The 26,509-nt window shown below is 62.7% G+C and carries 22 protein-coding genes and 1 tRNA gene; 13 read left to right on the top strand and 10 right to left on the bottom strand.

The window, feature by feature from the left end:
- Window positions 1-236: 236 nt before the first annotated feature.
- The 6 genes from NKI05_RS28935 (at window position 237) to NKI05_RS28960 (ending at window position 6,120) form a co-directional block, all read left to right on the top strand.
- A tRNA-Thr gene (locus NKI05_RS28935) sits at window positions 237-312 on the top strand.
- A gap of 490 nt (window positions 313-802) precedes the next feature.
- Window positions 803-991 (top strand): hypothetical protein, encoded by a 189-nt coding sequence (locus tag NKI05_RS28940; protein WP_023682045.1) that lies wholly within the window; start codon window positions 803-805, stop codon window positions 989-991.
- Entirely contained in the window at window positions 991-2,172 is a 1,182-nt protein-coding gene (locus NKI05_RS28945) for an acyltransferase family protein (protein ID WP_023669499.1), read from the top strand. Before NKI05_RS28940 ends, NKI05_RS28945 begins: the two co-directional genes overlap by 1 nt.
- Window positions 2,169-3,281, top strand: a complete 1,113-nt coding sequence (locus NKI05_RS28950; RefSeq protein WP_023669498.1) for a glycosyltransferase family 2 protein — start codon at window positions 2,169-2,171, stop codon at window positions 3,279-3,281. The genes NKI05_RS28945 and NKI05_RS28950 overlap by 4 nt, the downstream gene beginning before the upstream one ends.
- Entirely contained in the window at window positions 3,278-4,324 is a 1,047-nt protein-coding gene (locus tag NKI05_RS28955; RefSeq protein WP_023682048.1) for a glycosyltransferase family 2 protein, read from the top strand. Before NKI05_RS28950 ends, NKI05_RS28955 begins: the two co-directional genes overlap by 4 nt.
- Complete coding sequence (locus NKI05_RS28960; RefSeq protein ID WP_027049321.1) at window positions 4,324-6,120, top strand: ABC transporter ATP-binding protein; 1,797 nt, start codon at window positions 4,324-4,326, stop codon at window positions 6,118-6,120. Before NKI05_RS28955 ends, NKI05_RS28960 begins: the two co-directional genes overlap by 1 nt.
- Window positions 6,121-6,243: 123 nt before the next feature.
- Here the strand turns inward: NKI05_RS28960 and NKI05_RS28965 are convergent, their stop codons facing one another.
- Genes NKI05_RS28965 through NKI05_RS28985 form a run of 5 tightly spaced genes read right to left on the bottom strand, consistent with a single transcriptional unit; the run spans window position 6,244 to window position 11,483 of the window.
- On the bottom strand, window positions 6,244-7,074 hold the full coding sequence (locus NKI05_RS28965) for a dipeptide ABC transporter ATP-binding protein (protein WP_023669495.1): 831 nt from the start codon (window positions 7,072-7,074) through the stop codon (window positions 6,244-6,246).
- Complete coding sequence (locus NKI05_RS28970) at window positions 7,074-7,919, bottom strand: ABC transporter ATP-binding protein (protein WP_023696764.1); 846 nt, start codon at window positions 7,917-7,919, stop codon at window positions 7,074-7,076. The genes NKI05_RS28965 and NKI05_RS28970 overlap by 1 nt, the downstream gene beginning before the upstream one ends.
- Window positions 7,919-8,803: an ABC transporter permease subunit gene (locus NKI05_RS28975; protein WP_050485757.1), complete on the bottom strand. Its 885-nt coding sequence runs from the start codon at window positions 8,801-8,803 to the stop codon at window positions 7,919-7,921. The genes NKI05_RS28970 and NKI05_RS28975 overlap by 1 nt, the downstream gene beginning before the upstream one ends.
- A gap of 26 nt (window positions 8,804-8,829) precedes the next feature.
- Window positions 8,830-9,837 carry an ABC transporter permease subunit gene (locus tag NKI05_RS28980; protein WP_023669492.1) on the bottom strand — a complete coding sequence of 336 codons (1,008 nt, stop codon included), beginning with the start codon at window positions 9,835-9,837 and terminating at the stop codon, window positions 8,830-8,832.
- Between the two features lie 47 nt (window positions 9,838-9,884).
- On the bottom strand, window positions 9,885-11,483 hold the full coding sequence (locus NKI05_RS28985; RefSeq protein ID WP_023669491.1) for an ABC transporter substrate-binding protein: 1,599 nt from the start codon (window positions 11,481-11,483) through the stop codon (window positions 9,885-9,887).
- 475 nt (window positions 11,484-11,958) lie between these two features.
- Here NKI05_RS28985 and NKI05_RS28990 point away from each other — a divergent pair, with 475 nt between their 5' ends.
- From NKI05_RS28990 to NKI05_RS29000, 3 genes are all read left to right on the top strand, one after another.
- On the top strand, window positions 11,959-13,947 hold the full coding sequence (locus NKI05_RS28990) for a long-chain fatty acid--CoA ligase (RefSeq protein WP_023696765.1): 1,989 nt from the start codon (window positions 11,959-11,961) through the stop codon (window positions 13,945-13,947).
- Window positions 13,948-13,975: 28 nt separating this feature from the next.
- Entirely contained in the window at window positions 13,976-14,683 is a 708-nt protein-coding gene (locus tag NKI05_RS28995; protein ID WP_032894559.1) for a class I SAM-dependent methyltransferase, read from the top strand.
- A 262-nt stretch (window positions 14,684-14,945) separates the two neighbouring features.
- Window positions 14,946-15,251: a hypothetical protein gene (locus NKI05_RS29000; RefSeq protein WP_023669488.1), complete on the top strand. Its 306-nt coding sequence runs from the start codon at window positions 14,946-14,948 to the stop codon at window positions 15,249-15,251.
- A 136-nt stretch (window positions 15,252-15,387) separates the two neighbouring features.
- Here the strand turns inward: NKI05_RS29000 and NKI05_RS29005 are convergent, their stop codons facing one another.
- The gene (locus NKI05_RS29005) at window positions 15,388-16,119 is read right to left on the bottom strand and encodes an HAD family hydrolase (protein WP_023816160.1); all 732 of its coding nucleotides are present in this window, start codon (window positions 16,117-16,119) and stop codon (window positions 15,388-15,390) included.
- Window positions 16,116-17,759: a glucose-6-phosphate isomerase gene (gene pgi / locus NKI05_RS29010; protein WP_502898773.1), complete on the bottom strand. Its 1,644-nt coding sequence runs from the start codon at window positions 17,757-17,759 to the stop codon at window positions 16,116-16,118. Before pgi ends, NKI05_RS29005 begins: the two co-directional genes overlap by 4 nt.
- A 391-nt stretch (window positions 17,760-18,150) precedes the next feature.
- Between pgi and pdxR the strand changes: the two genes are divergently transcribed.
- Both pdxR and NKI05_RS29020 read left to right on the top strand, forming a co-directional pair.
- Window positions 18,151-19,644: a MocR-like pyridoxine biosynthesis transcription factor PdxR gene (gene pdxR, locus NKI05_RS29015; RefSeq protein ID WP_023669484.1), complete on the top strand. Its 1,494-nt coding sequence runs from the start codon at window positions 18,151-18,153 to the stop codon at window positions 19,642-19,644.
- Window positions 19,645-19,850: 206 nt separating this feature from the next.
- On the top strand, window positions 19,851-21,470 hold the full coding sequence (locus NKI05_RS29020) for a trimethylamine methyltransferase family protein (RefSeq protein WP_023816158.1): 1,620 nt from the start codon (window positions 19,851-19,853) through the stop codon (window positions 21,468-21,470).
- 17 nt (window positions 21,471-21,487) lie between these two features.
- Here the strand turns inward: NKI05_RS29020 and NKI05_RS29025 are convergent, their stop codons facing one another.
- The 3 genes from NKI05_RS29025 to NKI05_RS29035 form a co-directional block, all read right to left on the bottom strand.
- Window positions 21,488-21,850 carry a hypothetical protein gene (locus NKI05_RS29025; protein WP_081727415.1) on the bottom strand — a complete coding sequence of 121 codons (363 nt, stop codon included), beginning with the start codon at window positions 21,848-21,850 and terminating at the stop codon, window positions 21,488-21,490.
- A 110-nt stretch (window positions 21,851-21,960) separates the two neighbouring features.
- On the bottom strand, window positions 21,961-23,442 hold the full coding sequence (locus NKI05_RS29030; protein WP_023745243.1) for a flavin monoamine oxidase family protein: 1,482 nt from the start codon (window positions 23,440-23,442) through the stop codon (window positions 21,961-21,963).
- Window positions 23,443-23,773: 331 nt separating this feature from the next.
- Window positions 23,774-25,579: an IlvD/Edd family dehydratase gene (locus NKI05_RS29035; protein WP_023806313.1), complete on the bottom strand. Its 1,806-nt coding sequence runs from the start codon at window positions 25,577-25,579 to the stop codon at window positions 23,774-23,776.
- Between the two features lie 143 nt (window positions 25,580-25,722).
- On the opposite strand from NKI05_RS29035, the gene NKI05_RS29040 reads away from it, so the two are divergent.
- Entirely contained in the window at window positions 25,723-26,181 is a 459-nt protein-coding gene (locus NKI05_RS29040; RefSeq protein WP_023696771.1) for an SRPBCC family protein, read from the top strand.
- Window positions 26,182-26,276: 95 nt separating this feature from the next.
- Window positions 26,277-26,509: helix-turn-helix domain-containing protein (locus NKI05_RS29045; protein ID WP_352793820.1), on the top strand; the 233-nt coding region annotated here is incomplete at its 3' end.

Here is a 26,509-nt window from a genome sequence, read left to right on the forward strand (position 1 = left end):
ATGCCTTTTAGCAATAAAATCAGTCCGTTTGCCGCCTTGCCGGGCGATTTGCGCGCAGTCCGGCGCGACGTCTCCGCGTAATCGAAAAAGCAAACGAGGCGATGGCTTATTCCGCGCCAATGGAAAATGACGGGACGAATTGCCGGATCCAGCCTTGAAATCACGGTTGCCCATCTTGAATTAGCGGCCGGTTGAGTCTATCACCCAGCCGATCCTGGAGGCTTCGCGCTTCCTGGGCCGCTTTAGCTCAGTTGGTAGAGCACATCATTCGTAATGATGGGGTCAGGTGTTCGAGTCACCTAAGCGGCACCAGTTCTCCATCCGACGCAAGCGTGACGGCAGGTGCAAGGCTAATGCACGTCACTCCCTACGCCAACACCGGCACTTCCTGTCTGCCTCGTCGACATGCGCCATATGGCCGCCGCCACAGGATTGCGTCGTCAGACGCTTGACCATCGACTATGCTGCATCGCGCAAGATCGACAGCCTAGAGAACCCGACAATACAAGCATGATTTATAAGATACAAAACCACTATCTTAGAATAATCTTCGTCAATTTTGACCTATATCAGACACTCCGGATTATAGTTGTGTAATTAAACCGTGCCTTTCTGACATGGTACTACTGCTCATGCAGCATTGCGGACGTGAAAAACCCTCAGCGACGCAACGCACTCGCAAATCATACCCATTTTTAGCCCTAACTCACACAAATATTACAGCTCGATAGATATTTTGTGTTGCACTGCACCATTGCCCGGTTGCACCATTTCTTGGGGGATTGGTACTGGGAAGTGCGCCGTGGAGGATTCCGCCAAGTTGATCAGCTTGAATTTTTCGCTGGCCAGCACCGATTTCGAGGCTGCCCCGCGCACAAGGCGCGGGTTTGATGTTGTCGGCGCACTCTCGACGCTGGCAGGCCTCGACCTGAGGCCCGGAATGCAGGGCCGCTGGCTTCATCGGAGATTTCAGACCGGCGGAAATGGCTGATGGCGGTCGCGCGTGACAATCAGTTGGACGCTCTGCGCGCCATCGCTGTCACGATGGTTCTCTATTCCCATTTCCTTGCACCCAACGGGTCCTCCTTTTGGGGCCACATCGGGGTGCGGCTTTTTTTTGTGCTGAGCGGCTTCCTGATCACACGACTGCTGCTCGAAGCGCGCGCCGCGGCCGAATTCAAAGCCGGCCCTGCATTGAGTTCCTTCTACATCAGGCGCGCGCTGCGCATATTCCCGCCCTATTTCGCCGTGCTTGGGTTCGTCTGGCTGACCGATCTGGAGCAGTCCAGTGGATCGCTCGTCTGGCATGCGCTTTACCTGTCGAATTTTTGGTACGCGCTGCGCAACGAATGGACGCCCTGGCTACTCTGCCATTTCTGGAGCCTGAGCATCGAGGAGCAGTTCTATATCGCCTGGCCGCTGGTCGTGCTTCTCGCACCCCGCCGGCGGGTGGAAGCGATCACTATCGGCGTCATCCTGTTGTCGCTGGCCTATCGCTTCTACTGGCCGATCACCGCCACCCCGGCGCTAGCGCGCGACCTGCTGCCGCCAGCATCGATGGACGCGCTGGCGTTTGGTGCTTTGCTTGCCTGCCGGCGGACCAGAGGCGCCGGCCTGCCGCAATGGATGCGGCTAGGCTGGCCAGCCCTTGCGGCTGTCTTCCTGGCGATTGAGTGGCTTATCCCTGCGCCGGCCGATCCTATGCTGGAATGGGCCCGCTGGGCGTTGCTGCAGATCCTGCCCCTGGTGCCGCTGGTGGCCGTTGTCGCCGCCTGTTCAGCCGGCCTTGGCGGCGTCCTCGGCAGGGTTTTCGAACTGCCACCGCTGCTGTCACTGGGCCGCATCAGCTACGGCGTCTATCTTTACCATCCGATCCTTCTGTCGCTCGCCGTCAAGTCACAGCCCTGGATCCCGCTCAATGTCTCGGAGCAGGGGCCAGGGCGTTTCCTGGTCGCGAGCGCCGCCACGATCGCCGTCGCTTCGATCTCGTGGACGGCTTTCGAAAAGCCGCTCAACGGCCTCAAGCGCCGCTTCCCCTATGTAGCGCGCCGCCGCTCCCAGGCACGCTCTGGCGATGCCGGCTGGCTCGGCAGGGCGGCGGACGCCTATCCCGGCGGATCCCCCGATGGCCGCGCCGCACTCGAACTCCGGCGAACGGATGCGCAGAGATGACCACCGCGCCGCTCGTCTCCGTCCTGCTGCCGGTCTACAATGCCGGGCCTTATCTCACCGCTGCGCTGGAGAGCATTCTGCGGCAAGACTACGATCGCCTGGAGGTCATCGCTATCGATGACGGATCGACTGACAACTCGCTCGAGATTCTCGAACGATACCGCCGGGCAGACAATCGCGTTTCTGTCATCTCGCGTGAGAACCGCGGCCTCGTCGCCACCCTCAATGAAGGGCTACGACTGGCCCAGGGCGAGCTTGTTGCGCGAATGGATGCGGACGATGTCGCCTATCCCCGGCGCCTCTCGCGCCAGGTCGCACTGTTCGAGCGGCGGCCCGATCTCGGCTTCTGCGGCGCCTGCGTTGATACCTTGCTTCACGGCCGTATCGCCAAAGGCAGGCTAGACCCGGTGTTCCGGCTCGGCCGGCTCGACATATTGTCGATGTTCTTTACGATATTCTTACATCCGACGGTGATCTACAACAGGAATGTCATTGGGAACAACGATCTCTATTACGATCCCAAATATAGACATGCCGAGGATTTTGATCTCTTCAGACGGCTTGCCGGCCGTTTCCCGGCGACCATATTGCCCGATAGCCTGCTCGTCTATCGCATCCATGCGGGAAGCGTAACCATGCGGCATGCCAAGGAAATGCGCAGGACGCATTTGCGGATCGTGGCCGAAAATCTCGAGCGTGAGGGGCTTGCGGAAACCACAGCGGATCTGCGCGACATCGGCGAGGCCGTCTCTTTCGACACGGTTTCGCGCGCAGCCGATTTCATCCGTGCGCTCGAAGAGCGGATTTCCGAGCTGCCGACCGACACACGGCCAAGCTTCGAGGCAGGCGCGCTGAACCTGTTCTATTTCCTCTACCAACTCGTCGGCGACGAAGGAGAACCGCCGCTGACCCACGAATTGCTCACGCGGACGGCGAGATGGAATTTCATCCGGCGCCGCGAACAATATGCGCTGCGTCCCGGCGTCTGGGCGCCTTGGCTCAGCCTGCTCTCGATAAGGGCCGGAAAGCGGGCGGACGCGGTGGCCTACTTCTTCAAAACCACGCCGGCCGAAGCGGTGCTTGCGCGTTATCAGCGGGGACTGGTATGACCGACAGGCCCCACCCGCTCCTGCGCGATCACCAGTTTGCGAGTGCGCCGGTCCCGACATCTCCCCGATCGGAGCGGCCGTCGCTCGAGGTCAGTTTCATCGTCTGCACGCGCGACCGCGCCGCTGTGCTGGAGGCTTGCATAGCCTCGATCCAGGCCGCATGCCGGGTGCACGCCACCTTCGCGGCAGAGTTGGTGGTGGTCGATAATGGTTCACGGGACGGCACGTCAAAGCGGCTGGCCGCTATCGCCGAAACTTCCGACATCCCAGTCACAGCCGTCTCGGAGACTCGCCCCGGACTAGCCGCTGCCCGCAATGCCGGATTGGCGCGAGCGCGAGGCCGCGTGCTGGTCTTCGTCGACGACGACTGCAAGCTCGACCGCGACTATCTCCGCGACCTGGAGCGGCACTACCGGAGTGGCGAGAAGTGGCTGATCCGCGGCGGCCGGGTCGAACTCGGTGATGCCCGGGACCTGCCCTTCACCATAAAGCTCTGCGAGGCAAGCGAGCGGCTGACCCCGGCGGTCCACCCCGGCGGCTTCGTGCTCGGCTGCAACATGACCATGCACCGCGACGTCGCGGCCCGCATCGGGTCGTTCGACGAACGCTTCGGCGCTGGCGGCCCGCTACGCTCGGCTGAAGATACTGATTATCTCGTGCGGGCGATGCTGCTCGGCATGCCGGTCGAGTATGTGCCCGACATGACGGTCTTGCATCATCACGGCCGGCGAGACCGCAAATCGATCGACAGGCTGCACCGCGACTATAGCCTCGGTAATGGTGCGCTGTGCCTGAAACATGTCCGCCACGCCCCTTGGCTGCTTCGCCATGTCTATTGGTCCGCGCGGGCCGCGTTCAGGGAACTGGCGGGCCGTCCTCGCTTTGACCGCGACCTCGATCTGTCGCACTGGCCTATTGTCGTAATGAATCTGGCAGGTGCCGCCAGATTTGCGCTGCTCGTCATGATGGGATGGCCAAAACGGCTGCCGCTGCGCCACGACCGAGAAGCCAGCGAAGCCAATGCGGAGGCCAGAGCGCGATAATGTCACTGATTCCGTCAGCCCTGCCAATGCTGCGCCGCGCGCTTGGTGGCAGGCTGTTGCGGCTCGTTCCCGTCGTGGTGGGGCTCGGGCTTGCGGGCGCCGCGCTGGAAGGCCTCGGCATCGGTCTCATCATTCCGCTGCTCGGCATCATTATGGGACGTGGCGAAACATCAGGCATGGCCGGTTTCTCCGCCCTCCTCCAGCAGGTTGGAGCGGACCTCGGCGAGCGCCAGCGGCTGATCGCCATTTCGGCCGCGATCCTCGGTTCGATCGTACTGAAAAATGTCTTTGCCTTCGCCAACACTCTGCTGACCAGCTACATCTACGGCAAGGCAGGTTATTCGATCCGTAGCGCACTGTCGGAGCAGTTGCTCAGGGTCGGCTACCCCTTTTTCCTGCAGCAAAGCCCCGGGCGGCTGCTCAACATCATCTCCAACGAATCCTGGCGAGCATCCGACGCTATCCAGGCCCTGCTCGGCGCGATCGTCAGTGCCTCGGCCGCCGTCATCCTGCTCGCCTTCCTCCTGCTCCTCTCTTGGCAGATGACGCTGCTGGTGACTCTAGGGCTGGCGCTTGTCCAGCTGGCGCACGGGGTTTTGTCGTCCAATCTGAAGGCGCCGAGCCGCAGCGTCGTCTCGCGCAACAGCGCACTGGCGTCGCAGATGCTGCATCTGGTGCATGCCGGGCGCCTGATTCGCATCTTCGGGCAGGAGAACCGTGAAAAGGCGGTCTTCGCCAAAGCGTCCGACGGGGTGCGGCGGGCGGCTTTCGTGCTTTCAATCCGCCAGGGCGTCTTGCCGCCACTGACCGAGGTATTGCACGCGATGCTGTTCCTGGCGGTGGTGATCGGAGCCTGGCTGGCGAATGTAAGCTTCCCGCTGACCGTCGCCTTCCTCATCCTGCTCTACCGACTGCAGCCGCATATGCGGGCCTTGCAGATGTCCTGGAGTCAGTTGCAAGGCATGAGCGGCTCGCTGGAGGAGGTACAATGGCTGCTCGATCCTTCCGACAAGCCCGAGGCGCCGCAGGGCAGCCTGCCGTTCGACGGCTTGCGCCAAGGGATCAGCTTCGATGATGTGAGCTTCGCCTATTCCGGTCCCCTGTCAGGCCCCGACGCGCGCGAGGCGGTGCTGCATAAGGCGGTGTTCGACATCCGCAGCGGCCGCTCGACGGCGCTGATCGGCCGCTCGGGCGCCGGCAAGACGACGATCGTCAATCTCCTGTGCCGCTTCGTCAAACCCGACAGCGGCAGGATCCTCGTCGATGGGGCACCGCTCGATGAAGTGGACCCAAGCCAATGGCGGCGGAACATTGCCTTGGCCAGTCAGGAGCTGGAACTGGTCGATGGCACCATTTTTGAAAACATTATCTACGGCTACGACACGGCGTCGGCCAGCGACGCCATGCGCGCCGCAAGGCTGGCCGAGGCACATCAATTCATCGAGCACCTGCCGCAGGGCTACGCGACACTGGTCGGATACCGGGGCATCAACCTGTCAGCCGGACAAAGGCAAAGGATCGCCCTGGCGCGGGCGCTGGTGCGCGATCCCGATATTCTCATCCTCGACGAAGCCACCAGTGCGGTGGATGGGTTGTCAGAAGCCGCTATTGTCGAGACGCTGAAATCGCGGGCCGGCCGCCGCACCACCATTGTCATCAGTCATCATTACAGCACCATATCGTTCTGCGACGACGTGGTGATCTTGAGCCGCGGTCGGGTGAAAAAACAGGCCCCCTTCGCAACCCTGGCAATGCTCAGCATGGACGAGCTTTACCAGCACGGAGCGGGTGAGTGATGGGGCGCACCCCAACCTGCGACGCGGCTTGCGCCCGGCAGCTCGCAGATCGCGATCAATCCTGCCGGCAAACCACCGCCGCGACGCATTTCCGATTGTTCAAAAACAATTCTCGGTGAGAGGTCAGGCGGCCTTCTTCTTCGCCAGCCGCGCCTTGATCGAGGCGACGTCGGCGCGCGGCGTCGCGGCGAACAGCGTCCTGGTGTAGTTGTGCTTGGGGTCGGCGAAGACCTCCTCGCGCGAGCCGTATTCGACGGCTTCGCCGAAATACATCACCATCACATCGTCGGCGATGTAGCGCACGACCGACAGATCGTGGCTGATGAAGACATAGGTCAGCTGGAATTCGTCCTGCAGGTCGGCGAGCAGGTTGAGCACCTGCGCCTGCACCGAAAGATCGAGCGCGGAGACCGGTTCGTCAAGCACCAGCAGGCTCGGGTTCAGCATCAGCGCGCGGGCAATGGCGATGCGCTGGCGCTGGCCGCCCGAGAACATGTGAGGATAGCGATTGTAGTGCTCGGTTCCGAGGCCGACTTTCTTCAGCATCCTCATGGCGAGGTCGCGCCGCTCTTCGGCCGGCTTGTCGGTGTTGATGAGCAGCGGCTCGCCCAGCACATCGCCGATCTTTTGGCGCGGATTGAGCGATCCGTAAGGGTTCTGGAAGACGATCTGCACCTTGCGGCGCATCTCCCTGGTCAGGCCGTTCCTTGCGATGTCGACCTTGTTGCCGTCGATGAACAGTTCGCCCGACGTTGCCGGATCGATCAGCGTGATGATGCGCGCCAGCGTTGACTTGCCGCAGCCCGATTCACCGACGATGGCCAGCGTCTTGCCCTTGTCGACGCTGAACGAGACGCCCTTGACCGCATGCAAGGTGCGCGCGCCGCGAAACAGGCCGCCGCCGACGTGATAGTCGCGCACGATGTCCTTGCCTTCGACGACCTTGATGCTCATCAGACGCCCCCGGCAGCTGGTTCGAACAGCATGTCCGAGACGGTCGGCAGCCGGTCGCCGACGGCATTATCCGGCAGCGCCGACAACAGCGCGCGGGTGTAATTGCTCTTCGGCGATTCAAACAGCGACAGCACGTCGGCCTCTTCCATCTTGCGGCCCTTGTACTGGACGATGACGCGGTCGGCCGTCTCGGCGACCACGCCCATATTGTGGGTGATCATGATCAGGCCCATGCCGTATTTAACCTGCAGCGACACGAGCAGGTCGAGGATCTGCTTCTGGATGGTGACGTCGAGCGCGGTGGTCGGCTCGTCGGCGATCAGAAGCTTCGGATTGCAGGCGATGGCGATGGCGATCATCACGCGCTGGCACTGGCCGCCCGACATCTGGTGCGGAAACGAGTTCAGCCGTTCGGCCGGCTCGGCAATGCCGACCTGCGTCAGCAATTCGATGGCGCGCTCGCGACGCTGGGCCTTGTCCATGCCCATATGGAAGCGCAGCACCTCCTCGATCTGAAAGCCGACGGTGAAGCACGGATTGAGACTGGCCATCGGCTCCTGGAAGATCATCGACATGTCCTTGCCGACGATCTTGCGCCGGTCGGCCGGGCTCATCTTCAGGAGATCGCGGCCGTTGAAGCTCATCTCGTCGGCAGTGACCGTCGCCGTCCACGGCAACAGCCCCATCACAGCCAACATCGACACCGACTTGCCGGAGCCGGATTCGCCGACGATGGCCAGCACTTCACGTTCGTTCACATGGAGCGAGACGCCATCGACCGCGCGGAACGGGCCGGATGCGGTCTGGAACTCGACGACGAGATTGCGGATGTCGAGCAGCGCCATTACGACCTCCTCAGCTTCGGATCGAGCGCATCGCGCAGACCGTCGCCGATCAGGTTGATGGCAAGCACGGTGATGAGGATGGCCAGACCGGGGAAGGTCACCACCCACCAGGCGCGCAGGATGAATTCACGCGCCGAGGCGAGCATGGTTCCCCATTCCGGTGTCGGCGGCTGGGCGCCAAGGCCGAGAAAGCCGAGAGCGGCCGCCTCCAGGATGGCGTTGGAGAAGGACAGCGTGCCCTGGACGATCAGCGGCGCCAAGCAGTTGGGCAGGATGGTGCGCAGCATAAGCCTTATATGGCCGGCGCCGGCGACCTTGGCGGCGACCACATATTCGCGGCTCTTTTCGGCCATGACGGCAGCGCGCACCAGACGGGCAAAGTGGGGTTGCAGGACAAGCGCGATGGCCAGCATGGCGTTGAACAGGCCGGGGCCGAGGATGGTGACCAGAACCAGCGCCAAGAGCAGCGACGGGAAGGACAGGATCAGATCCATGACCCGCATGATCGCCACGTCGACCCAGCCCCGGAAATAGCCGGCCAAAAGGCCCAGCGTGATGCCGCCGACAAGCGCCAGCGTGACCACGACGGCGCCGATGAGCAGCGAGAAACGCGCGCCATAGAGCAGGCGCGAGAGCATGTCGCGGCCGACGGCGTCGGTGCCAAGCAGATATTCCATGCTGCCGCCTGCCTGCCAGGCCGGCGGACGCAGGAAAGCTGTCTTGTCCTGGATGTCGGGCGCATAGGGTGCCAGCAGCGGTGCAAAGAGCGCGGCCAGCACCAAAAGGATGAAGACGAACAGGCCGATGACGGCGCCGCGGTTTACCGAGAAATAGTGCCAGAAGGTCCTGAAGCCGGTCAGACGGTCAGGGTTGCCGGCGGCCATCGGGGCGATTTCGGTCGACTGGCTCATCACGCCGCCCTGATGCGCGGGTTGATGACGGCATAAAGCACGTCGACAATCAGGTTCACCGCCATGACGATAAGGGCGATCAACAGCAAGCCTGACTGCACGACGACATAGTCGCGCTTGGATATGGATTCGACCATCCACTTGCCGATGCCCGGCCAGGCGAAGATGGTTTCTGTGAGAATGGCGCCGGCGAGCAGGGTACTGACCTGCAGGCCGATGGTGGTGACCACCGGGATCAGCGCATTGCGCAGCGCATGCACGCCGATGACGCGGGACGACGACAGGCCCTTGGCGCGGGCGGTCCGCACATAGTCTTCGCCCAGCACTTCGAGCATGGCCGAGCGCGTCTGGCGCGCGATCACCGCCAGCGGGATGGTGCCGAGCACAATTGTCGGCAGCACCAGGTGACTCAATGCCGAGCGGAAAGCATCCCACTTGCCGTAGAGCAGGCTGTCGAGGGTCAAGAAGCCGGTGATCGGCTTGATAAAGAACTGAAGGCCGATGCGGCCTGAAACCGGGGTCCAGCCGAGATAGCCGGAGAAAAAGATGATCAGCAGCAGGCCCCACCAGAAGATCGGCATGGAATAGCCGACGAGGGCGGTGCCCATAAGCCCCTGGTCGAACCAGGAGCCGCGTTTGACCGCAGCAATGATGCCGGCCGGGATGGCCAGCACCATGGCGAAGATCATGGCGAAGACTGAGAGCTCGATGGTTGCCGGGAAGAGCGTCATGAAATCTTCGATGACCGGCCGCTTGGACGAAATCGACACGCCGAAATTACCGGTCGCGGCATCGCGAACATAATGCGCGTATTGCTGCCAGATCGGCAAATTGTAGCCGAACTGTTCCTTCAGTTCCGCGTAACGCTCGGGCGACACGCCATGCTCGCCGGCCATGGCAAGAATGGGATCGCCGGGCAGCAGCCTGACGAAAGCGAAGGCGCAGATGGTGATGCCGATCAGCGTCGGCAGCACCAAGACGATTTTGTTTAGGAGATATCGGAGCATCTTGAAAAGCGGGCGGCGCCTGATTGCGCGCCGCCCGCCTAACAGTTCTATTCGGCCTTGTCGACGCCGTCGAAGCGATGAATGCCGAGCGGGTCCATCATGAAGCCGCTGACATTCTTGCGCACGACTGCGTAGACTTGGCTGTGTGCCATGAGGAAGGCCGGAGCCTGCTTCTGGAAGACAACCTGCGCCTCTTCATAGAGCTTGGTGCGTTCGGCCTGGTCGCTGGTCTTCTTGGCCTTCTGGATCAGATCCTCGAAGTCCTTGTCGCACCAGCTGGAGTAGTTCGACACGCCGATGGCCGAGCAGGCGAACAGCGTGGCGAAGAAATTGTCCGGATCGCCATTGTCACCGGTCCAGCCGATCTGGAAGGCGCCCGGGCGCTCCTTCTTCTTGCCTTCTTCGCGGTACTTCGTCCACTCGTAGCTGACGATCTCCGCCTTGACGCCGACCTTGGCCCAGTCAGCCTGGATCAGTTCCGCGGCGCGCTGGAAGTTCGGGTTGTAGGGACGGACGCGGTCGGAGGCCCAAAGCTGGATCTCCTTCAATCCGGCATCGGCCAGCACCTTCTTGGCTGCTTCCGGATCATAAGCGTCGGACTTCACGTCCTTGTTCCACGACCACATGGTCGGCGGGATCAGGTTTACGGCCGGCGTGGCGCCGGCGTCCTGGAACAGCGACTTGATGAGCGATTCCCGATCGATCGCCTGGTTGAGCGCATGGCGCACTTCAGGCTTGTCGAGCGGCGGGATGGTGGTGTTGTAGCTCATATAGCCGATGTTGAGGCCAGCCTGATCCATCAGGGTCACGTCGGCGTTGGCCTTGATCGTGCCGATGTCGGCAGGATTCGGATAGGGCGCGATATCGCATTCGCCGGCGAGCACCTTCTGGATGCGGGCGGTGGCATCAGGCGTGATCGCGAAGACGAGATCGTCGATCTTTTCCTTGCCCTTGAAGTAGTCCGGGTTGGCCGCATAGCGGATGACCGAATCCAGCTGGTAGTCGACGAACTGGAACGGACCTGTACCGACCGGCTTGGTCGAGAAGTCGGCCATCTTGCCGTCTTTTTCCAGCTGGTCGGCATATTCCTTCGACACGATCGAGGCGAAGTCCATGCCGAGATTGGCCAGCATCGGCGCGTTCGGCTCGGTCAGCGTCAGCTTCACGGTCAGGTCATCGACCTTTTCCCACTTGGCGACGTATTTCGGCATGTCCATGCCGGTGTAGTAGTCCCAGGTCAGGTTCGGCAGGTACTTCTCGCCGTTCCAGGGGTTTTCCTTGTTGAACTGGCGATCGAACGAAAAGACGACGTCGTCGGCATTGAAATCACGCGTCGGCTTGAAGAAATCTGTCGTCTGGAACTTCACGCCCGGATGCAGGTGGAAAGTATAGACCAGGCCGTCGTCCGAAATCTCCCATTTGTCGGCGAGACCGGGCACAACTTCGGTGCCGCCATGCTTGAACTCGACCAGGCGCGAATAGACGGTGCGCGACGAGGCGTCGAAGTCGTTGCCGCCCGTCGTGGTACCCGGGTCGAAGTTGGCCGGCGAGGCCTCCGAGCAATAGACCAGCGTCTTGGCATTGGCCACACCGCCGAGGACGCTTGCAGCCAGCAACGCGGCTGCAAAAGTCAGTTTCTTTTTCATTGAGCACTCCCTGATGTTCTTCCAAGCCCCTCTATAGGCTCGCGAAGCGCGCATATAAGCACCGTTTTTCCGGCTTTGGAACACCCTGTTTGCCTACCCCACCGTAAGCAGAAAATATTTCTCGGTCTTTGACGAACTGCAGAAACAAATAGCAAAATCTGCTAATCACGGGATTGTTAACGACCGCATTTTTTCATTGATCGCAGCAATCGTAAGCCAAAAATCCACAAGCCTGGGTTTCGCCACCGACACGACAGGACGGCATTGCCGAGCCGGCGTCGCGGGAAGGATTTCGACGGCAAATCTTTGCCGTCCTGCCGCTGGGGCAAGACTTGCACGGCCGCCGATAGTCGCAATAGATAGATGACACGCTGGATTTTCCGGGATCCGCGACATCGCTGCAGCGGAGGACGCCTCACCACATCGAGGCGGCGCAGCATGGAGCAGGCAACAGAACGACTTAGGGAGGCTAGAGGTGGCGAAAGCAACAAAGTCAACGGCCCCGGCGAAAGCAAAAGCGGCGAAAGCTTCAAAACCGGCCGCCGCTGCCGCCAAGTCGAAAGCGCCACCGGCCAAAGCCACTCCCGCCGTCAAGCCAACGGCAACCTCGACGCCGGCGAAGGCAAGCGCCAAGCCGGCAGCGAAACCTGCGGTCAACCGCGCTGCGAAGACAGCACCCGCTGCAAAGCCCGCCCAGCCGCCAGCCGCCAAGACAGCCGCGGCGAAGCCCGCCTCGAAGCCGTCGACGGGCGTGGCCAAAAAACTGCCGAATACGCTGACGGCGCTTGCCGCGGGCTTGCCGGAAAAGCCATGGCTAAAAAGCTATTCGAAAGTCGTGCCGGCGGAGATCGGCGCCCTGCCCTACAGTTCGATCGGCGACTTCCTCGTCGGCGCCTGCAAGCAGTTTTCCGGCCAGCCGGCATACGTCTGCATGGGCAAGTCGATCTCCTATGCCGAACTCGAGCGGCAATCGGCCGCCTTCGGCGCCTATTTGCAATCGAAGGGCCTGCAGAAGGGCGAACGCGTGGCGCTGATGATGCCGAATGTGCTGCAATATCCGGTGGCGATGATGGCCGTGCTTCGCGCCGGCTATGTCGTGGTGAACATCAATCCGCTCTACACGCCACGCGAGCTCGAACATCAGCTCAAGGATTCCGGCGCGCAGGCGATCGTCATTCTGGAGAATTTCGCCAGCACCCTGGACGCGGTGATTGCCAGGACGGCGGTCAAGCATGTGGTGGTCGCGGCGATGGGCGACATGCTCGGCCTCAAGGGCACGATCGTCAACCTCGTCGTGCGCCGGGTGAAGAAGATGGTGCCGGCCTGGTCGCTGCCCGGCCATGTCAAGTTCAATGCGGCGGTGAAGGCCGGCGCCGGCATCGCCTTCAAGCCGGCCAAGATGGAAGCCAGCGACGTCGCCTTCCTGCAATATACAGGCGGCACCACGGGGATTTCCAAAGGTGCTGTGCTGCTGCACTCCAATGTGCTGTCCAATGTCGCGCAGAACACGCTGTGGCTGCAGGACGCCTATGCGATCAAGCCGAAACCGGCGCATCTCAACTTCATTTGCGCACTGCCGCTCTACCATATCTTCGCGCTGACGGTGAACGCGCTGATGGGCATGCAGCAGGGCGCCCAGAACGTGCTCGTTCCCAACCCGCGCGACATTCCCGGCTTCGTCAAGGAGCTGCAGAAATACCCGATGCACATTTTCCCCGGCCTCAACACGCTGTTCAACGCGCTGCTCAACAACGAGGATTTCCGCAAGCTCGACTTCAAGCCGCTGATCATGACGCTGGGTGGTGGCATGGCGGTGCAGAAGGGGGTTGCCGAGCGCTGGAAGGCGCTGACCGGCAATTCGATCACCGAGGGCTACGGGCTGTCGGAGACCTCGCCGGTGGCGACCGCCAACAAGTTCAGCGACAGCAATTTCACCGGCACGATCGGCCTGCCGCTGCCGTCGACCGAGATCGTCATCCGCGACGATGACGGCAACAACCTGCCGCTCGGCGAGGTCGGCGAGATCTGCATTCGCGGGCCGCAGGTCATGGCCGGTTACTGGAACCGGCCGGACGAGACCGCCAAGGTGATGACCAAGGACGGGTTTTTCAAATCCGGCGACATGGGCTTCATGGACGAGCGCGGCTACACCAAGATCGTCGACCGCAAGAAGGACATGATCCTGGTCTCCGGCTTCAACGTCTATCCCAACGAACTCGAGGAAGTCGTCGCCCAGCATCCGGGCGTGCTCGAAGTGGCGGCGGTCGGCGTGCCGGACGAGCATTCGGGCGAGGTGCCGAAGCTGTTCGTGGTCAAGAAGGACCCGGCGCTGACCGTCGAGGCACTGACCGCCTATTGCCGCGAGAACCTGACCGGCTACAAGCGACCCAAATACATCGAGTTCAGGACCGAGCTGCCGAAGACGCCGGTGGGCAAGATTTTGCGCCGGGCGCTGCGGGAATAGTTTGAACGGCGAGCCTGGCGACGGCGGGATGGCGGACGATAGTCGGCGTCCCGATGCAGTAGTGTTCATCAAGGCGAACCTGCGGCTTGCGCCCGTTCCCGCCCTTCGTGAAATCCAGCTCTATACGGCTCATCCCGGCAGCGGCCTGAGGCGGCTTGTCGAGTGGCGAGCTCATGGACCGGAAGACGGCAGCCAAACCAAGGAGCACGAAGCTGAGCCGCAGCCGCCCTACTGGGCCTATGCCTGGGCCGGCGGCGCCGTGCTTGCGCGCTATATACTCGACCATCCGCAAAGCGTGGCCGGCCGCCGCGTGCTCGACCTCGGCGCCGGCTCGGGCCTTGTCGGCATCGCCGCCGCCAAGGCCGGCGCCAGCGCGGTGATCGCGGCCGAGATCGACCGCAACGGCGTCGCCGCGATCGGCATCAATGCCGCGGCCAACGGCGTCGAGATCACCATTGTCGACAAGGACATCACCACAGGCCCGCCGCCGGCCGTCGACCTCGTGCTTGCCGGCGACGTGTTCTACGGCCGCGAGGTTGCTCTGCGGGTGATCCCGTTCCTCGACCGCTGCCTGGCAGCCGGCATCGAGGTGCTGGTCGGCGATCCCCGCCGCGCCGACCTGCCGCTAGCCCGGCTGCGGTTGCTGGCCGAATATCAGGTGCTGGATTTCGGCGACGTGAGGGGTGCTGTGACCAGGCCGAGCGGGGTGTTTTCGTTCGAGCAGGAAGACTGCTAGCTAGCGCCAGGATCAAAAACAGATCAGTCGAAATGAGTGAGTTCGCCCCCATCTCTGCCGTTCATGGCCGGAGGCCGCACGCCGCCGCTGATAACTCGGATTCCGACTGCGATCTTTACGGTTTCGCGAGGTGGTTCCTGTACCAGTGTGCGCTGTGTCGATCCCGACGCCCTCGCCGCCGTCTTCGGCCCGGGCTATGTCATGAACCGGAGCCCGGCCTTGGCAATTGCTTTCGGGGCCATACTATAGAGGGGGCAGTCGGATGACCAAGAGAGCGAAGATCATCTCCTACGCCGTGGTTCTGGTGGTTCTCGCCTTCTCCAGCTGGCGGCTCATATTGCTTGTCACAACCGGCCGATGGAAAGGCAGGTTCACTAGCTGGAGGACATGCGAGGCCTTTTGGTGCTATTCGACTGGCATTTTGCTCTGGGCGGGCTCGGTCGCGTTCTGTCTCTTTGTGCTCTACCTGCTGCGCCACCATGAGAAATACGTTGCGAAGCTCTATCACCAATACCGTGAATTCAAAGAAACCTTCGACAAGCATTCGGAGCGCGGACGCCGCCGCTAGGGGAACCGGGAAAGCGTTGAGCTACTGAAGACTGCTTCTTCTTTAACCAATCCGAAATCGGCCGTTCCGCTTTCCACCAATCTCGGCCATTGGCGGGAAAGCCCAGCTGACTTTCGCCTTGCCCTAACTTCCCCCGTCAGATCGCCTCCTTGACCCGCGCCGACAGAAAGTCCGGCAGGTCGGCAACAGAATCGAGAACGACATCGGCGATCGAGGACAGCGATTCACGCGTGCCGGTGCCGGAGAGCACGCCGACCGCCTGGCCGCAGCCGCCGGCACGCGCCATCTCCAGGTCGTGGCGGTTGTCGCCGACCATGGCGATCTCTGACGGCCTCAGCCCGGTCAGGTCGCAAAAGGCGACGATCGTGTCCGGCGCCGGTTTCGGATTGGCGACCGCGTCATAGCCATAGGCGGCGGTGAACAGCTGGGCGACGCCGAGCGTGACCATGGTCTTTTCGGCACCGGCGGTCGAATCGTTGGTGGCGACGCCGAGCCGGTAGGCACGCTTGTGCAGAGCCGTCAGCGCCGCGACGACGCCGGGCAAGGCCACCGCCATCGACGAGCCTTGCACCGAGGTGATCTCGTTGAAGCGGGCGACGGCCAGCATCTGGTCCTCGTCGGACAGGCGCGGGAACCACAGTTCGACGACATCCATATTGGTGCCCGAGGCGAAGATGGAATCCGGCTTGAAGCGCTTGGCGACAAAATCGAAGCCCGCCGCTGAAAGCAGCCTGTCGGCTTTCCAGCGATCGCCCTCGGCGGCATCCATGGCCATGAAATCGGCGATGCCGAGCCAGGTCGCGTTGAAATCGACAAGCGTGCCGTCCTTGTCGAACAAGATGCCCTTGATGTCGGCCGGATTTTTCATTGAGCCCCCCGCAGTTGCTGGATGCGCGCCACCAGCCCGGCGGTCGATGCGTCGCGCTTGTCGGCGCTCTCCTTGCCTTCCACGACTGGCAACAGGCCGGTCGCCAGCTCCTTGCCGAGCTCGACGCCCCATTGGTCGAAGGAATTGATGTTGAACAGAGTGCCTTCGACGAAGACGCGGTGCTCGTAAAGCGCGATCAGCCGGCCGAAGGTGCGCGGGTCGAGCTTGCGGTAGAGGATCGTCACCGATGGGCGGTTGCCGGAGAAGACGCGGTGCGGGGCTATTCTGTCGACATCGGCCGGCTTCATGCCCTTGGCCAGCATCTGCGCGCGCGCCTCGTCCAGCGTGCGGCCCTTCATCAACGCTTCCGATTGGGCCAGGCAATTGGCAAGCAGTAGATCGTGCTGGTGCTTGAGATCAGGCTCATGGCCGACGGCAGCGGCAAGGAACTCGACCGGGATGAAATCGGTGCCCTGGTGCAGCAGCTGGAAGAAGGCGTGCTGGCCATTGGTGCCGGGCTCGCCCCAGACCAGCGGTCCGGTCGGCGTCGTCACCGGCGTGCCGTCGAGGGTGACGCCCTTGCCGTTCGATTCCATGTCGAGCTGCTGTAGATAGGCCGGCAACCTGGACAGTCGCTGGTCATAGGGGATGACGGCACGCGCCGGATAACCGCAGATCACGCGATGCCACCAGCCGACCAGCCCAAGCAGCGCAGGCAGGTTCTTCTGCAGGGGTGCGGTGCGGAAGTGCTCGTCCATCTCATGCGCGCCGCCCAGGAAGGCGCGGAAATTGCGCGGGCCGATGGCGATCATCACCGGCAGGCCGATGGCGCCCCACAGCGAATAGCGGCCGCCGACCCAGTCCCAGAAGCCGAACACGCGATCCGCTTCGATGCCGAACTTGGAAACCAGGTCGAGCGCGGTCGAGACGGCGGCGAAATGCTTGCCGACGGCTTCCTTGCCGAGCGCCTTCTGCACCCATTCGCGCGCCGTCTCGGCATTGGTCATCGTCTCGACCGTGGTGAAGGTCTTCGAGGCGATGATGAACAGGGTGGTTTCGGCCGACAGGCCCTTCAGCGTGTCGTGGATATGGGCGCCGTCGATGTTGGAGACGTAGTGCGCGCGCGGGCCGTCGTGATAGGGCGCCAGCGCCAGCGTCGCCATGGCCGGGCCGAGATCGGAGCCGCCAATGCCGATGTTGACGATATCGGTGATTTTCTTGCCGGTGGCGCCGGCGGCCTTGCCGGAGCGAATGGCATCGGCGAAAGCGCCCATGGCGTCGAGCACGGACAGCACATCCGCCTTGACGTCCTGGCCGTCGACCGTGACGCCCTTGCCCGCGAGGTTGCGTAGCGCCGTGTGCAGCACGGCGCGGTCTTCGGTGATGTTGATCTTCTTGCCGGAAAACATTGCGGCCCGGCGACCTTCGAGATCGGCGGCGGCGGCGAGCTTCTCGAGCAGTTCCATCGTGCGCCGGTCGACCGCGCATTTCGACCAGTCGAGCAAAAGGTCGCCGTCGCTGGCCGAAAATGTCTCGAAGCGCTTGGGGTCGGCGGCAAAAGCCTCGCGCATCGTGCCCGATGCCGCCGCGCGCGCAGCACGCAAGGCGACAAGCTGTTTGTCGAAGGAGGAATGATCCACTGCCGGCTCCTGATAGTTTTTTCACGACATCTTATCAGACCGGATGTTTCCGGCGCGTGTCGTCGGGGTGACGTTATCGAGCCGAATTCCGCATGTTTCAATGCGTGGGGATGACGCAGTGCAGCATAGTGCGATGTGATGGAGCTATGACGCTGCGCGCCGCCCTGGATGATTTGATGGGAGTAGCGACGACGCTTCGCATCGCGCGGGCGTCCGCGCTGCGGGATGACGCAAGCGTCACCCGGGGATGCGACGACGCTGCGCGTCGCGCATAGATCACTGGCATAAATCCCAGCGATCAGAAAAATTGATTGGCGCAACCCCTTGTGCCACGGTTACCTTCCGCTGGTCCAGCCAAGCAAAAAAGACTGGCCATCGAGGAACACCTTCCATGCCACAGCGTAACGACACGGCCATATGGTCCGGCCTGTTCCGGATTTCGGCGGAATCGGGCCAGACCCTGCAGGCGCAGATCCGTCAGGCGATCGTCGCCGCCATTCTCGACCGGCAGATCGCCGCTTCGATGCCGCTTCCGTCCTGCCGCATCCTGGCTGAAAAACTCGGCGTCGCGCGCGGCACTGTGGTGCTGGCGTTCCAGCAATTGGTCGACCAAGGTTTCCTGGTGGCGCGCGAACGGCGCGGCCATTTCGTCAATCCGGATGTGCTGGCCACCCCCGCCAAGCCGCACCAGAAGGCGCCCGACCAGCAGAACGAGATCGACTGGAAGGCACGCCGGCAGATCGCCGCCAGCGACATGCCGCCACCGGCCAAGCACGACAACTGGATCAAGTCCTCCTACCCCTTCGTCTACGGCCAGTTCGACCCGGCGCTGTTCCCGACAGCCGAATGGCGCGAGTGCAACCGCATGGCGCTGGCCGTGCTCGAAATCCGCAACTGGGCCTCCGACATGGTCGATCGTGACGATCCGCTCTTGATCGAGCAGATCCAGGCGCGGCTGTTGCCGCGGCGCGGCATCTTCGCCAATCCGGACGAGATCATCGTCACGCTGGGCGCCCAGAACGCGCTCTATATGCTGGCGACACTGCTGATGACAAAGGGCTCCAAGGTCGCGATGGAAGACCCGGGATACCCCGACGCGCGCTCGATCTTCCGCTTGGCAGGCGCGGAAATCCAGCCGGTTCCGGTCGATCAGTCCGGCATCGTCACCTCGTCCATTCCCAACGATTCCGGCTTTGTCTTCGTCACCCCCAGCCACCACTGCCCGACCATGGTGCCGCTGTCGGCGGAGCGGCGGCAGGACCTTCTGGCGCGCGCCAACCGCCACAACCAGATCATCATCGAGGACGGCTATGACAGCCAGCTTCTCGACGAGGCGCCGCAGCAGGCGCTGAAGAGCCTCGATCGCTCGGGTCGCGTCGTCTATGTCGGCTCGATGTCGAAGACGCTGGCTCCGGGCCTGCGGCTTGGCTACATCGTCGCTTCGGCTGGACTAATCTCCGAGCTCAGGGCGCTGCGTCGCTTCATGCTCAGGCACCCGCCGGCCAACAACCAGCGCGCGGTCGCGCTGTTCCTGTCGCTCGGCCATCACGAAGCCCTGGTGCGGCGGCTGTCGTCGGCCTTCGACGAGCGGCGCAAGCGTCTGGTCCATGCGATTTCCGCATTCCTGCCGGAATGGCGCTCGACCGATTCGGCCGGCGGCACATCGCTCTGGCTGGAAGGCCCGCGCGGCACCGATTCACGTGGACTGGCCGAGGCCGCGGCCTCGCGCAGCGTCATCATCGAGCCGGGCGATCGCTTCTTCGATCGCACCGAAAAGCCGTCGCGTTTCATGCGCTTGGGCATTTCCTCGATCGCACTGCAGCACATCGAGCCGGGTATTCGCGAGCTCGCGACCGCAGCCGGACGCAGGCCCGCTGCAGCCTGATTTGCCTGTGCCGGGGCTTTGAACAGCCCGGCCCTTGGCATGATCACCAACATTCTGCATTAGCTCTCTGGCATACTCGGCTGCGTTGACTGGCCCATAGGCTGGGCCAATGGCAACGGCATAGTCGGCTGACAGAGGGACGAAGCAGGCCGACGGTGGACCAATCACCGCGTCGTGTTTCGCAAGCTAAAGGTGGAGTGCCCCCCATGTCAGCGGCTGTTGAGCAGCAGGATGCGGCTCTTAAGGATGCGGCTCCTAAAGATACATCAGCCGACCAGCGTTCGCGACGATCCGGCGGGCGCGAAGCGCGCCGCGCCATGCGGGCAGCACCTTTGGCCGACGACATCAGGCCGGTACGTGCCGGGCTTGAAGGCGGCAGTTACGGCCCGCTCAACCGGAACGACCAGGAGCGCATCCATGAAGCGGTGCTGACGCTGCTGGAGACCGTCGGCTTCGCCAATGCCATTCCCTCCTGCGTCGAGGCGCTGACCGGGGTCGGCGCCGTTTACGGCGATGACGGCCGCGTCCGTTTCCCACGCGGGCTTGTGATGGACACGATCAGACGAGCCGCGCGAAATTTTACGCTGCACGGCCAGGACCCCAGGCATGACATGCTGATCCAGGGCAAGCGCGTGCATTACGGCACGGCGGGTGCGGCGGTGCATCTGGTCGATGTCGAAAAGCGCGAATACCGCGAGTCGCTGGTGCAGGACATTTATGATGCCGCTCGCCTCGTCGAAGGGCTCGACAACATCCATTTCTTCCAGCGGCCGATGGTGCCGCGCGACATTCCCGATCCGCTCGAAATGGACTTCAACACGCTCTACGCCTGCGTGATGGGCACGTCGAAGCATGTCGGCACCTCGTTCACGGTGCGCGAGAACGTGCAGCCGGCGCTGGAAATGCTTTATGCGATCGCCGGCGGCGAGGAGAACTTTCGCGCCCGGCCGTTCGTGTCAAACTCCAATTGCTTCGTCGTGCCGCCGATGAAGTTTGCCGAGGACGCCTGCGGCGTGCTCGAAGCCTGTGTCGACGGCGGCATCCCGATCCTGCTTCTATCGGCCGGCCAGGCCGGCGCCACCGCTCCCGCGGCGATTGCCGGCGCTGTGGTGCAAGCGGTGGCCGAAGTGCTGGTCGGCCTCATCTACGTCAACGCCATCAAGCCCGGGCATCCGGCGATCTTCGGCACCTGGCCGTTCGTCTCCGACCTGAGGACCGGCGCCATGTCGGGCGGCTCGGCCGAGCAGGCAGTACTGACTTCGGCCTGCGCGCAGATGGCGCAGTTCTACGACCTGCCGGGCGGCTCGGCCGCCGGCATGACGGATTCGAAACTGCCCGACATCCAGTCCGGCTATGAAAAGGGGATCACCGACGTGATGGCCGGTCTTGCCGGCCTCAATCTGGTCTATGAATCGGCGGGCATGCACGCCTCGCTGCTCGGCTTTTGCCTGGAGAGCCTGATCATAGACAATGACATGCTGGGCCACTGCCTGCGCTGCGTGCGGGGCATCGAAGTGACCGACGAAGCGCTGTCGATCGACACCATCACCGAAGTCTGCATGAATGGCCCAGGCCACTATCTCGGCAACGAGCAGACGCTGCGCCTGATGCAGACCGAGTATTTTTATCCGGCCGTCGGCGACCGCTTTTCGCCCAAGGAATGGAACGAGAAGGGCCGGCCCGACATCTTGCAGCGGGCGATCATCGAAAAGAAGCGCGTGCTTGCCGAGCGCTTCCCGCGCCATGTGCCGAAGCTGCTAGACGACAAATTGCGCGCCCGCTTCGGCGAGATGATCAAGCTGCCACGCAGCGGCATGGGCGGGTAAGCTTCACCTTACGAAGGTCAGTCCGCACTTAGCCCAAAGCGCTCGACGACTTCGGCGCTGATCAGCTTGCCATGCAGCGCCATCAGCACGATCTGGGCATCCAGGCTGTCGCCGGTTTCAAGCGCTGCCTCGATGCGGCGCTCAGCGTCCAGCCCCCGCTCCGGCCCATTGGCCTGCTCAAAGGTTTGTGGGCCTGCGATGCAATAACCAAACAGCTGCGCCACGGACCGATAAGCCTCTGGCGGGGGCTCGTCCGGCCAGTGATCCTTCATCAGATTGACGATGGTGAGCTTTACTCCCTCTGGCACCAGTGCCGGGTGAAGGTCGGCGCCGCGCAGCGCGTTGTCCAGTTCCCGCAAGTCACCCGAGCGGCCGAACATGCCGAGGAAACCGAGGGAAGAGCGCCGTTTAGTCACGTTGATACTTTCCGTCCGATAGCCGACCACTCATATGGGAATGTAGGATCGTTTTTCATCGCCTTTCCGGAGTCTCAGGCAAACCAGGCGTCGAGCCCGAATTCCCGCTGCAACAGGTCTTCCGCACTTTCCAGCGCGCCCTCGATCCAGCCGTGATTGTTGGACCACGCTTCGCCACAGACATGAATGCCCGGAGCGAGCGTATGGCTCGCCAGTTTTATACCGGAGATATCTATGCCACGGTCCCAGACATGCGACGCGCCGCCATAGGCCGGCGCACCCCAATCCTGCGCAAACCCGCCGATGGGTTTCGAGATGGCGCCGTGTTTGCCATGGACTTCGACCATCTGGCCGTGAAAGGCCTCGAGCGCGGAATGTCCCTCGGCCAAAACCGCAAAGCCGTGGCGCCGAGCGAGCTCAGGCAGCAGTGAGCGCCAGAATACCATGTGCTTGCCATCGCAATAGGCCATGGCGACGCTCCGACGAATCGTCGCGTCGCGAGCGTCCGCTTTTGTGAACTGCCATATCTGGCGAGCCGGCAGATCGGTCACGCTGTGGCCGGCCGCGATGCCGTTTCGAGCCCACCACGGGCTGGCATAGCAGGCGGCCAGCGTGAGCATCGGCCAGGGTTCCGGTGCCGGCAGATCGCTGGGCTGCTCGATGCCGGACTTTTCCAGCAGGGTCCGCAGGGGGCGGACCGGTAACGCCAGCACGACCTTGCGCGCCTCGACCGTCCCGCCCTGCCCCTCGACAGACAAGACCATCCCTTGCGCCGAGCGGGCGATGGCGGTCACGGTGTGATCGAGATGGACGGCGCCGCCGCTGACAGCGATCCGCCCGGCCATTCGCTCCGCAACCGGCTGGAACCCGCCATCGGGGGAACAATAGGAGCGGCCGCCGCTCAGCTCGCCGAGCGCAAGCCTGAACGTCTCGGCGGCGTTTGGTCCACGCAGGAGCAACGAATAGCCCACCGCGTCCTCGGCAAAAGCCATTTCCTCCGGGGTCAAGACCGTCGCCAGCACATCCCAAGTCGCCCAATCCGCCAGCTTGCGGCCGCGATAAACGAAGCCTGCGGCGCCGTTCCATTCGGCGCTGCCGAAGGCCTCCGAACCCGGCAGGATCAGTGCTGCCGCCTTTCGCAGCAGGCGGGACGGGCCTTTTTCCTGCAGCCGACGCGTCACGTCATAGGCAAACAGGCGGCGCGGCGCAAAGCGCGATATAGCGGCGTAGGGCAGGCTCCTACCGCGCAGATGGAGCCGGTTGGCGCCGGTGACGACGTCCATACCCGACAGCTTTACATCCAGCGTCGCCATGAGTTTTTTGAGCAGCCGATGTTGCGGCATCAGCATCATCGCGCCGAGATCGATGCCGAAGTTCGGCTCTCCGGGAAATGAGACCGTGGAGGCCCGACCGCCGACGCGACCGGCGGATTCGAAAACAGCGATCCTTGCGGGCTTTTCACTTTGGGACAAGCGCCACGCCAGGAAGAGACCGGCCATGCCCGCGCCGACAATAGCAATGTCGACCGGGGCAATGTCGATCGGGCTAGGCGGCAAGGATACGCCCGTGGCGGAAAACCATCATCATGGACGACTCTCTGGACCCCTCTTGATTTCGTGTCAAAAAACCCGAAACTGACGAGGACTGCAATGTCATACTGACAGGTGGGATCAGTTGGCGTGCGAGCAGTGATCTAAACGGGCAACGGGTCCCATGAAGAAACAGTATCACACACCAGTCATCCGCAAGGCAGGACGACTCTCCGGCATCACAGCCATCGCCGCTTCGTCCGGCCCGCCTCCACCCTGAGGCCGCCATCCAAACAAGCTTACGCCAAGGCTTTCATGCCGGCCCGATCAGGCCGGCATTTTCATATCAAGCGGGTGCTCAGTGGTTGTCCCTCGGCACGCCGCTGGTATGGGCGACGTCCTGGTATTTCACCGCCGGCTTCAGCACCATGCCCTCCGAGAACTGGTCGACCATGGAGCGCTGGATCTCCTGCCATGGCGTCTGATGCTTGGGATAATGATAGCCGCCATCGACCTGCAGTTCGGCACGGCGGCGCGTGATTTCCTCGTCGGTGACGAGGATGTTGGCAGTGCCTTTCCGTAAATCGATGCGCACACGGTCGCCGGTCTTGAGCAGCGCCAGGCCGCCGCCAATGGCGGCTTCCGGCGAAGCGTTGAGGATAGAGGGCGAGCCCGATGTGCCCGACTGGCGGCCATCGCCGATGCAGGCCAGCGCGTGAATGCCCTTCTTGATGAGATAGGCGGGCGGCTGCATGTTGACCACCTCGGCGCCGCCGGGATAGCCGATCGGGCCGGCCCCGCGCATGAACAGGATGGTGTGCTCGTCGATGCCTTGCGCCGGATCGTCGATGCGGGCGTGGTAGTCCTCCGGACCGTCAAAGACCATGGCGTTGCCTTCGAAGGCTTCCGGGTCGTTCGGGTTGGAGAGATAGCGCTCGCGGAATTCCGGCGAGATGCCGCTCATCTTCATGATTGCGGAATCGAACAGATTGCCGCTGAGATTGATGAAGCCGGCATTGGCCTTCAGCGGCTCGGCGACGGTGCGGATGACGTCGGTGTTCTCGTTGGCGACACCCTTGCAATTGTCACCGATAGTCTTGCCATTGACGGTCATCGCTTCGGGATAAGGCAGCAGCTTGGCCTTCATCAACTCGGCCACCACAGCCGGCACGCCGCCGGCATGGTGATAGTCTTCGCCGAGATATTCGCCCGATGGCTGCAGATTGACGATGAGCGGCACATGGAGGCCGACCGTCTGCCAGTCGTCATTGGTGAGCGGCACGCCGAGATGACGGGCAATCGCGTTGAGGTGGATCGGGGCATTGGTCGAGCCGCCAATCGCCGAATTGACGACAATGGCGTTCTCGAAGGCCTTGCGCGTCATGATGTCGGACGGCTTCAGATCCTCATGCACCATCTCGACGATGCGCTTGCCGGTCTCATAGGAGATCTGGCCGCGCTCGCGGTAGGGTGCGGGAATGGCGGCCGAACCCGGCAATTGCATGCCGAGCGCCTCTGCCAGCGAGTTCATCGTGGTGGCGGTGCCCATGGTGTTGCAGTAGCCGGTCGACGGCGCCGATGAGGCGACGATGTCCATGAACTCGTCATAGTCAATCTCGCCGGCGGAGAGCCGCTGGCGCGATTCCCAGACGATGGTGCCGGATCCCGTGCGCTTGCCTTTGTGCCAGCCATTGAGCATCGGTCCGACCGAAAGTGCTATGGCCGGAATATTGACGGTGGCCGCCGCCATCAGCAGCGCCGGCGTGGTTTTGTCGCAGCCGATGGTCAGTACGACGCCGTCGAGCGGATAGCCGTAAAGCACTTCGACCAGGCCGAGATAGGCAAGGTTGCGGTCCAGTGCCGCGGTCGGGCGCTTGCCGGTCTCCTGGATCGGATGGCACGGGAATTCGAAGGGGATGCCGCCCATCGAGACGATGCCTTCGCGCACGCGCTTGGCGAGTTCGATATGATGGCGGTTGCATGGCGACAGATCCGAGCCGGTCTGGGCGATGCCGATCAGCGGCTTGCCCGACATCAGCTCGGCCCGCGTCAGGCCGTAGTTCAGGTAGCGCTCGAGGTAGAGCGCGGTCATGCCTGGATTGTCGGGATTGTCGAACCACTCCTGCGAGCGAAACTTCTTCTTTCCGGTGGGGGCGCCTGCCATCATGGTCTCCGTATTTGTAAGACAAATCGATATGGCAACGCGCGGAAGCAGGCAAGAGGGCGCACCGTCGCAACCGGACTTTGGTGCGATAGACACAGACCAGACCGTGCGTTAGGCCTTCGAAGTCTGTCCGGGAGGTGTCGATGGCTTTGGTGATCGAAGGCGAGGAACGCATTGCCGCCCCCCTGCAGAAAGTGTGGGACGCGCTGAACGATCCGAAGGTTTTGCAGGCGACCATTCCCGGCTGCCAGCACCTGGAGATGAAATCGCCGACCGAAATGGCGGCGACGGTGGTGTTGAAGATCGGACCGATCAAGGCGACATTCAACGGCGAGGTGACGTTGAAGAACCTGAAGCCGCCGCACTCCTACACCATCCAGGGCGAGGGCAAGGGCGGTATTGCCGGCTTCGCCAAGGGTGGCGCCGACGTGACGCTGACGGCGGACGGGCCGGATGCGACGGTCCTCAAATACGCGGCCAAGGCCGAAGTCGGCGGCAAGATCGCCCAACTCGGCAGCCGGCTGATCGAATCGACTTCGAAGAAGCTGGCCGGGCAGTTTTTTTCAAGCTTTGGCGAGAAGGTGGGCTCCCCTCCCCCTTGAGGGGAGGGTGCCTCGTTGTCCGAACCGGATAGATAGGTAACAGAATGGACCGATAGCATGGGTGACAGTTTTCTCCTTCGCCGGGAGGACCGGCGATGGTTTGGCGAGAGACTGGCATCATGGACGAGCGGCTACGGTTTGTTGTGGAGTGTCTTGCTGGGGATGAGACGATGGTTGCGCTTTGTGCGGCCTACGGGACCTCACGCAAGAACGGCTACAAATGGCTCGGACGTTATCGGGAGTTCGGCCCGGAAGGTTTGCACGACCTGCCGCGAGCCCCGCTCAATCATGGCCGGGCGACAGCTCAGGATCTGGTTGAGCGGATTGT

Source organism: Mesorhizobium sp. M0771, assembly GCF_040320155.1.
In the GTDB taxonomy this organism is placed as follows: Bacteria; Pseudomonadota; Alphaproteobacteria; order Rhizobiales; family Rhizobiaceae; genus Mesorhizobium.

Excerpts from the sequence above, each read along its gene's own strand:
- NKI05_RS28955 (WP_023682048.1), top strand. The coding sequence starts at position 3,278 with ATGACCGACAGGCCCCACCCGCTCCTGCGCGATCACCAGTTTGCGAGT.
- NKI05_RS29000 (WP_023669488.1), top strand. The coding sequence starts at position 14,946 with ATGACCAAGAGAGCGAAGATCATCTCCTACGCCGTGGTTCTGGTGGTT.
- pdxR (WP_023669484.1), top strand. The coding sequence starts at position 18,151 with ATGCCACAGCGTAACGACACGGCCATATGGTCCGGCCTGTTCCGGATT.
- NKI05_RS29005 (WP_023816160.1), bottom strand. The coding sequence starts at position 16,119 with ATGAAAAATCCGGCCGACATCAAGGGCATCTTGTTCGACAAGGACGGC.
- NKI05_RS29035 (WP_023806313.1), bottom strand. The coding sequence starts at position 25,579 with ATGGCAGGCGCCCCCACCGGAAAGAAGAAGTTTCGCTCGCAGGAGTGG.
- NKI05_RS28945 (WP_023669499.1), top strand. The coding sequence starts at position 991 with ATGGCGGTCGCGCGTGACAATCAGTTGGACGCTCTGCGCGCCATCGCT.
- NKI05_RS29040 (WP_023696771.1), top strand. The coding sequence starts at position 25,723 with ATGGCTTTGGTGATCGAAGGCGAGGAACGCATTGCCGCCCCCCTGCAG.
- NKI05_RS28995 (WP_032894559.1), top strand. The coding sequence starts at position 13,976 with ATGGCGGACGATAGTCGGCGTCCCGATGCAGTAGTGTTCATCAAGGCG.
- NKI05_RS28950 (WP_023669498.1), top strand. The coding sequence starts at position 2,169 with ATGACCACCGCGCCGCTCGTCTCCGTCCTGCTGCCGGTCTACAATGCC.
- NKI05_RS28970 (WP_023696764.1), bottom strand. The coding sequence starts at position 7,919 with ATGGCGCTGCTCGACATCCGCAATCTCGTCGTCGAGTTCCAGACCGCA.
- NKI05_RS28985 (WP_023669491.1), bottom strand. The coding sequence starts at position 11,483 with ATGAAAAAGAAACTGACTTTTGCAGCCGCGTTGCTGGCTGCAAGCGTC.
- NKI05_RS29025 (WP_081727415.1), bottom strand. The coding sequence starts at position 21,850 with ATGTTCGGCCGCTCGGGTGACTTGCGGGAACTGGACAACGCGCTGCGC.
- NKI05_RS28960 (WP_027049321.1), top strand. The coding sequence starts at position 4,324 with ATGTCACTGATTCCGTCAGCCCTGCCAATGCTGCGCCGCGCGCTTGGT.
- NKI05_RS28980 (WP_023669492.1), bottom strand. The coding sequence starts at position 9,837 with ATGCTCCGATATCTCCTAAACAAAATCGTCTTGGTGCTGCCGACGCTG.
- NKI05_RS28975 (WP_050485757.1), bottom strand. The coding sequence starts at position 8,803 with ATGGCCGCCGGCAACCCTGACCGTCTGACCGGCTTCAGGACCTTCTGG.
- NKI05_RS29020 (WP_023816158.1), top strand. The coding sequence starts at position 19,851 with ATGTCAGCGGCTGTTGAGCAGCAGGATGCGGCTCTTAAGGATGCGGCT.
- NKI05_RS28965 (WP_023669495.1), bottom strand. The coding sequence starts at position 7,074 with ATGAGCATCAAGGTCGTCGAAGGCAAGGACATCGTGCGCGACTATCAC.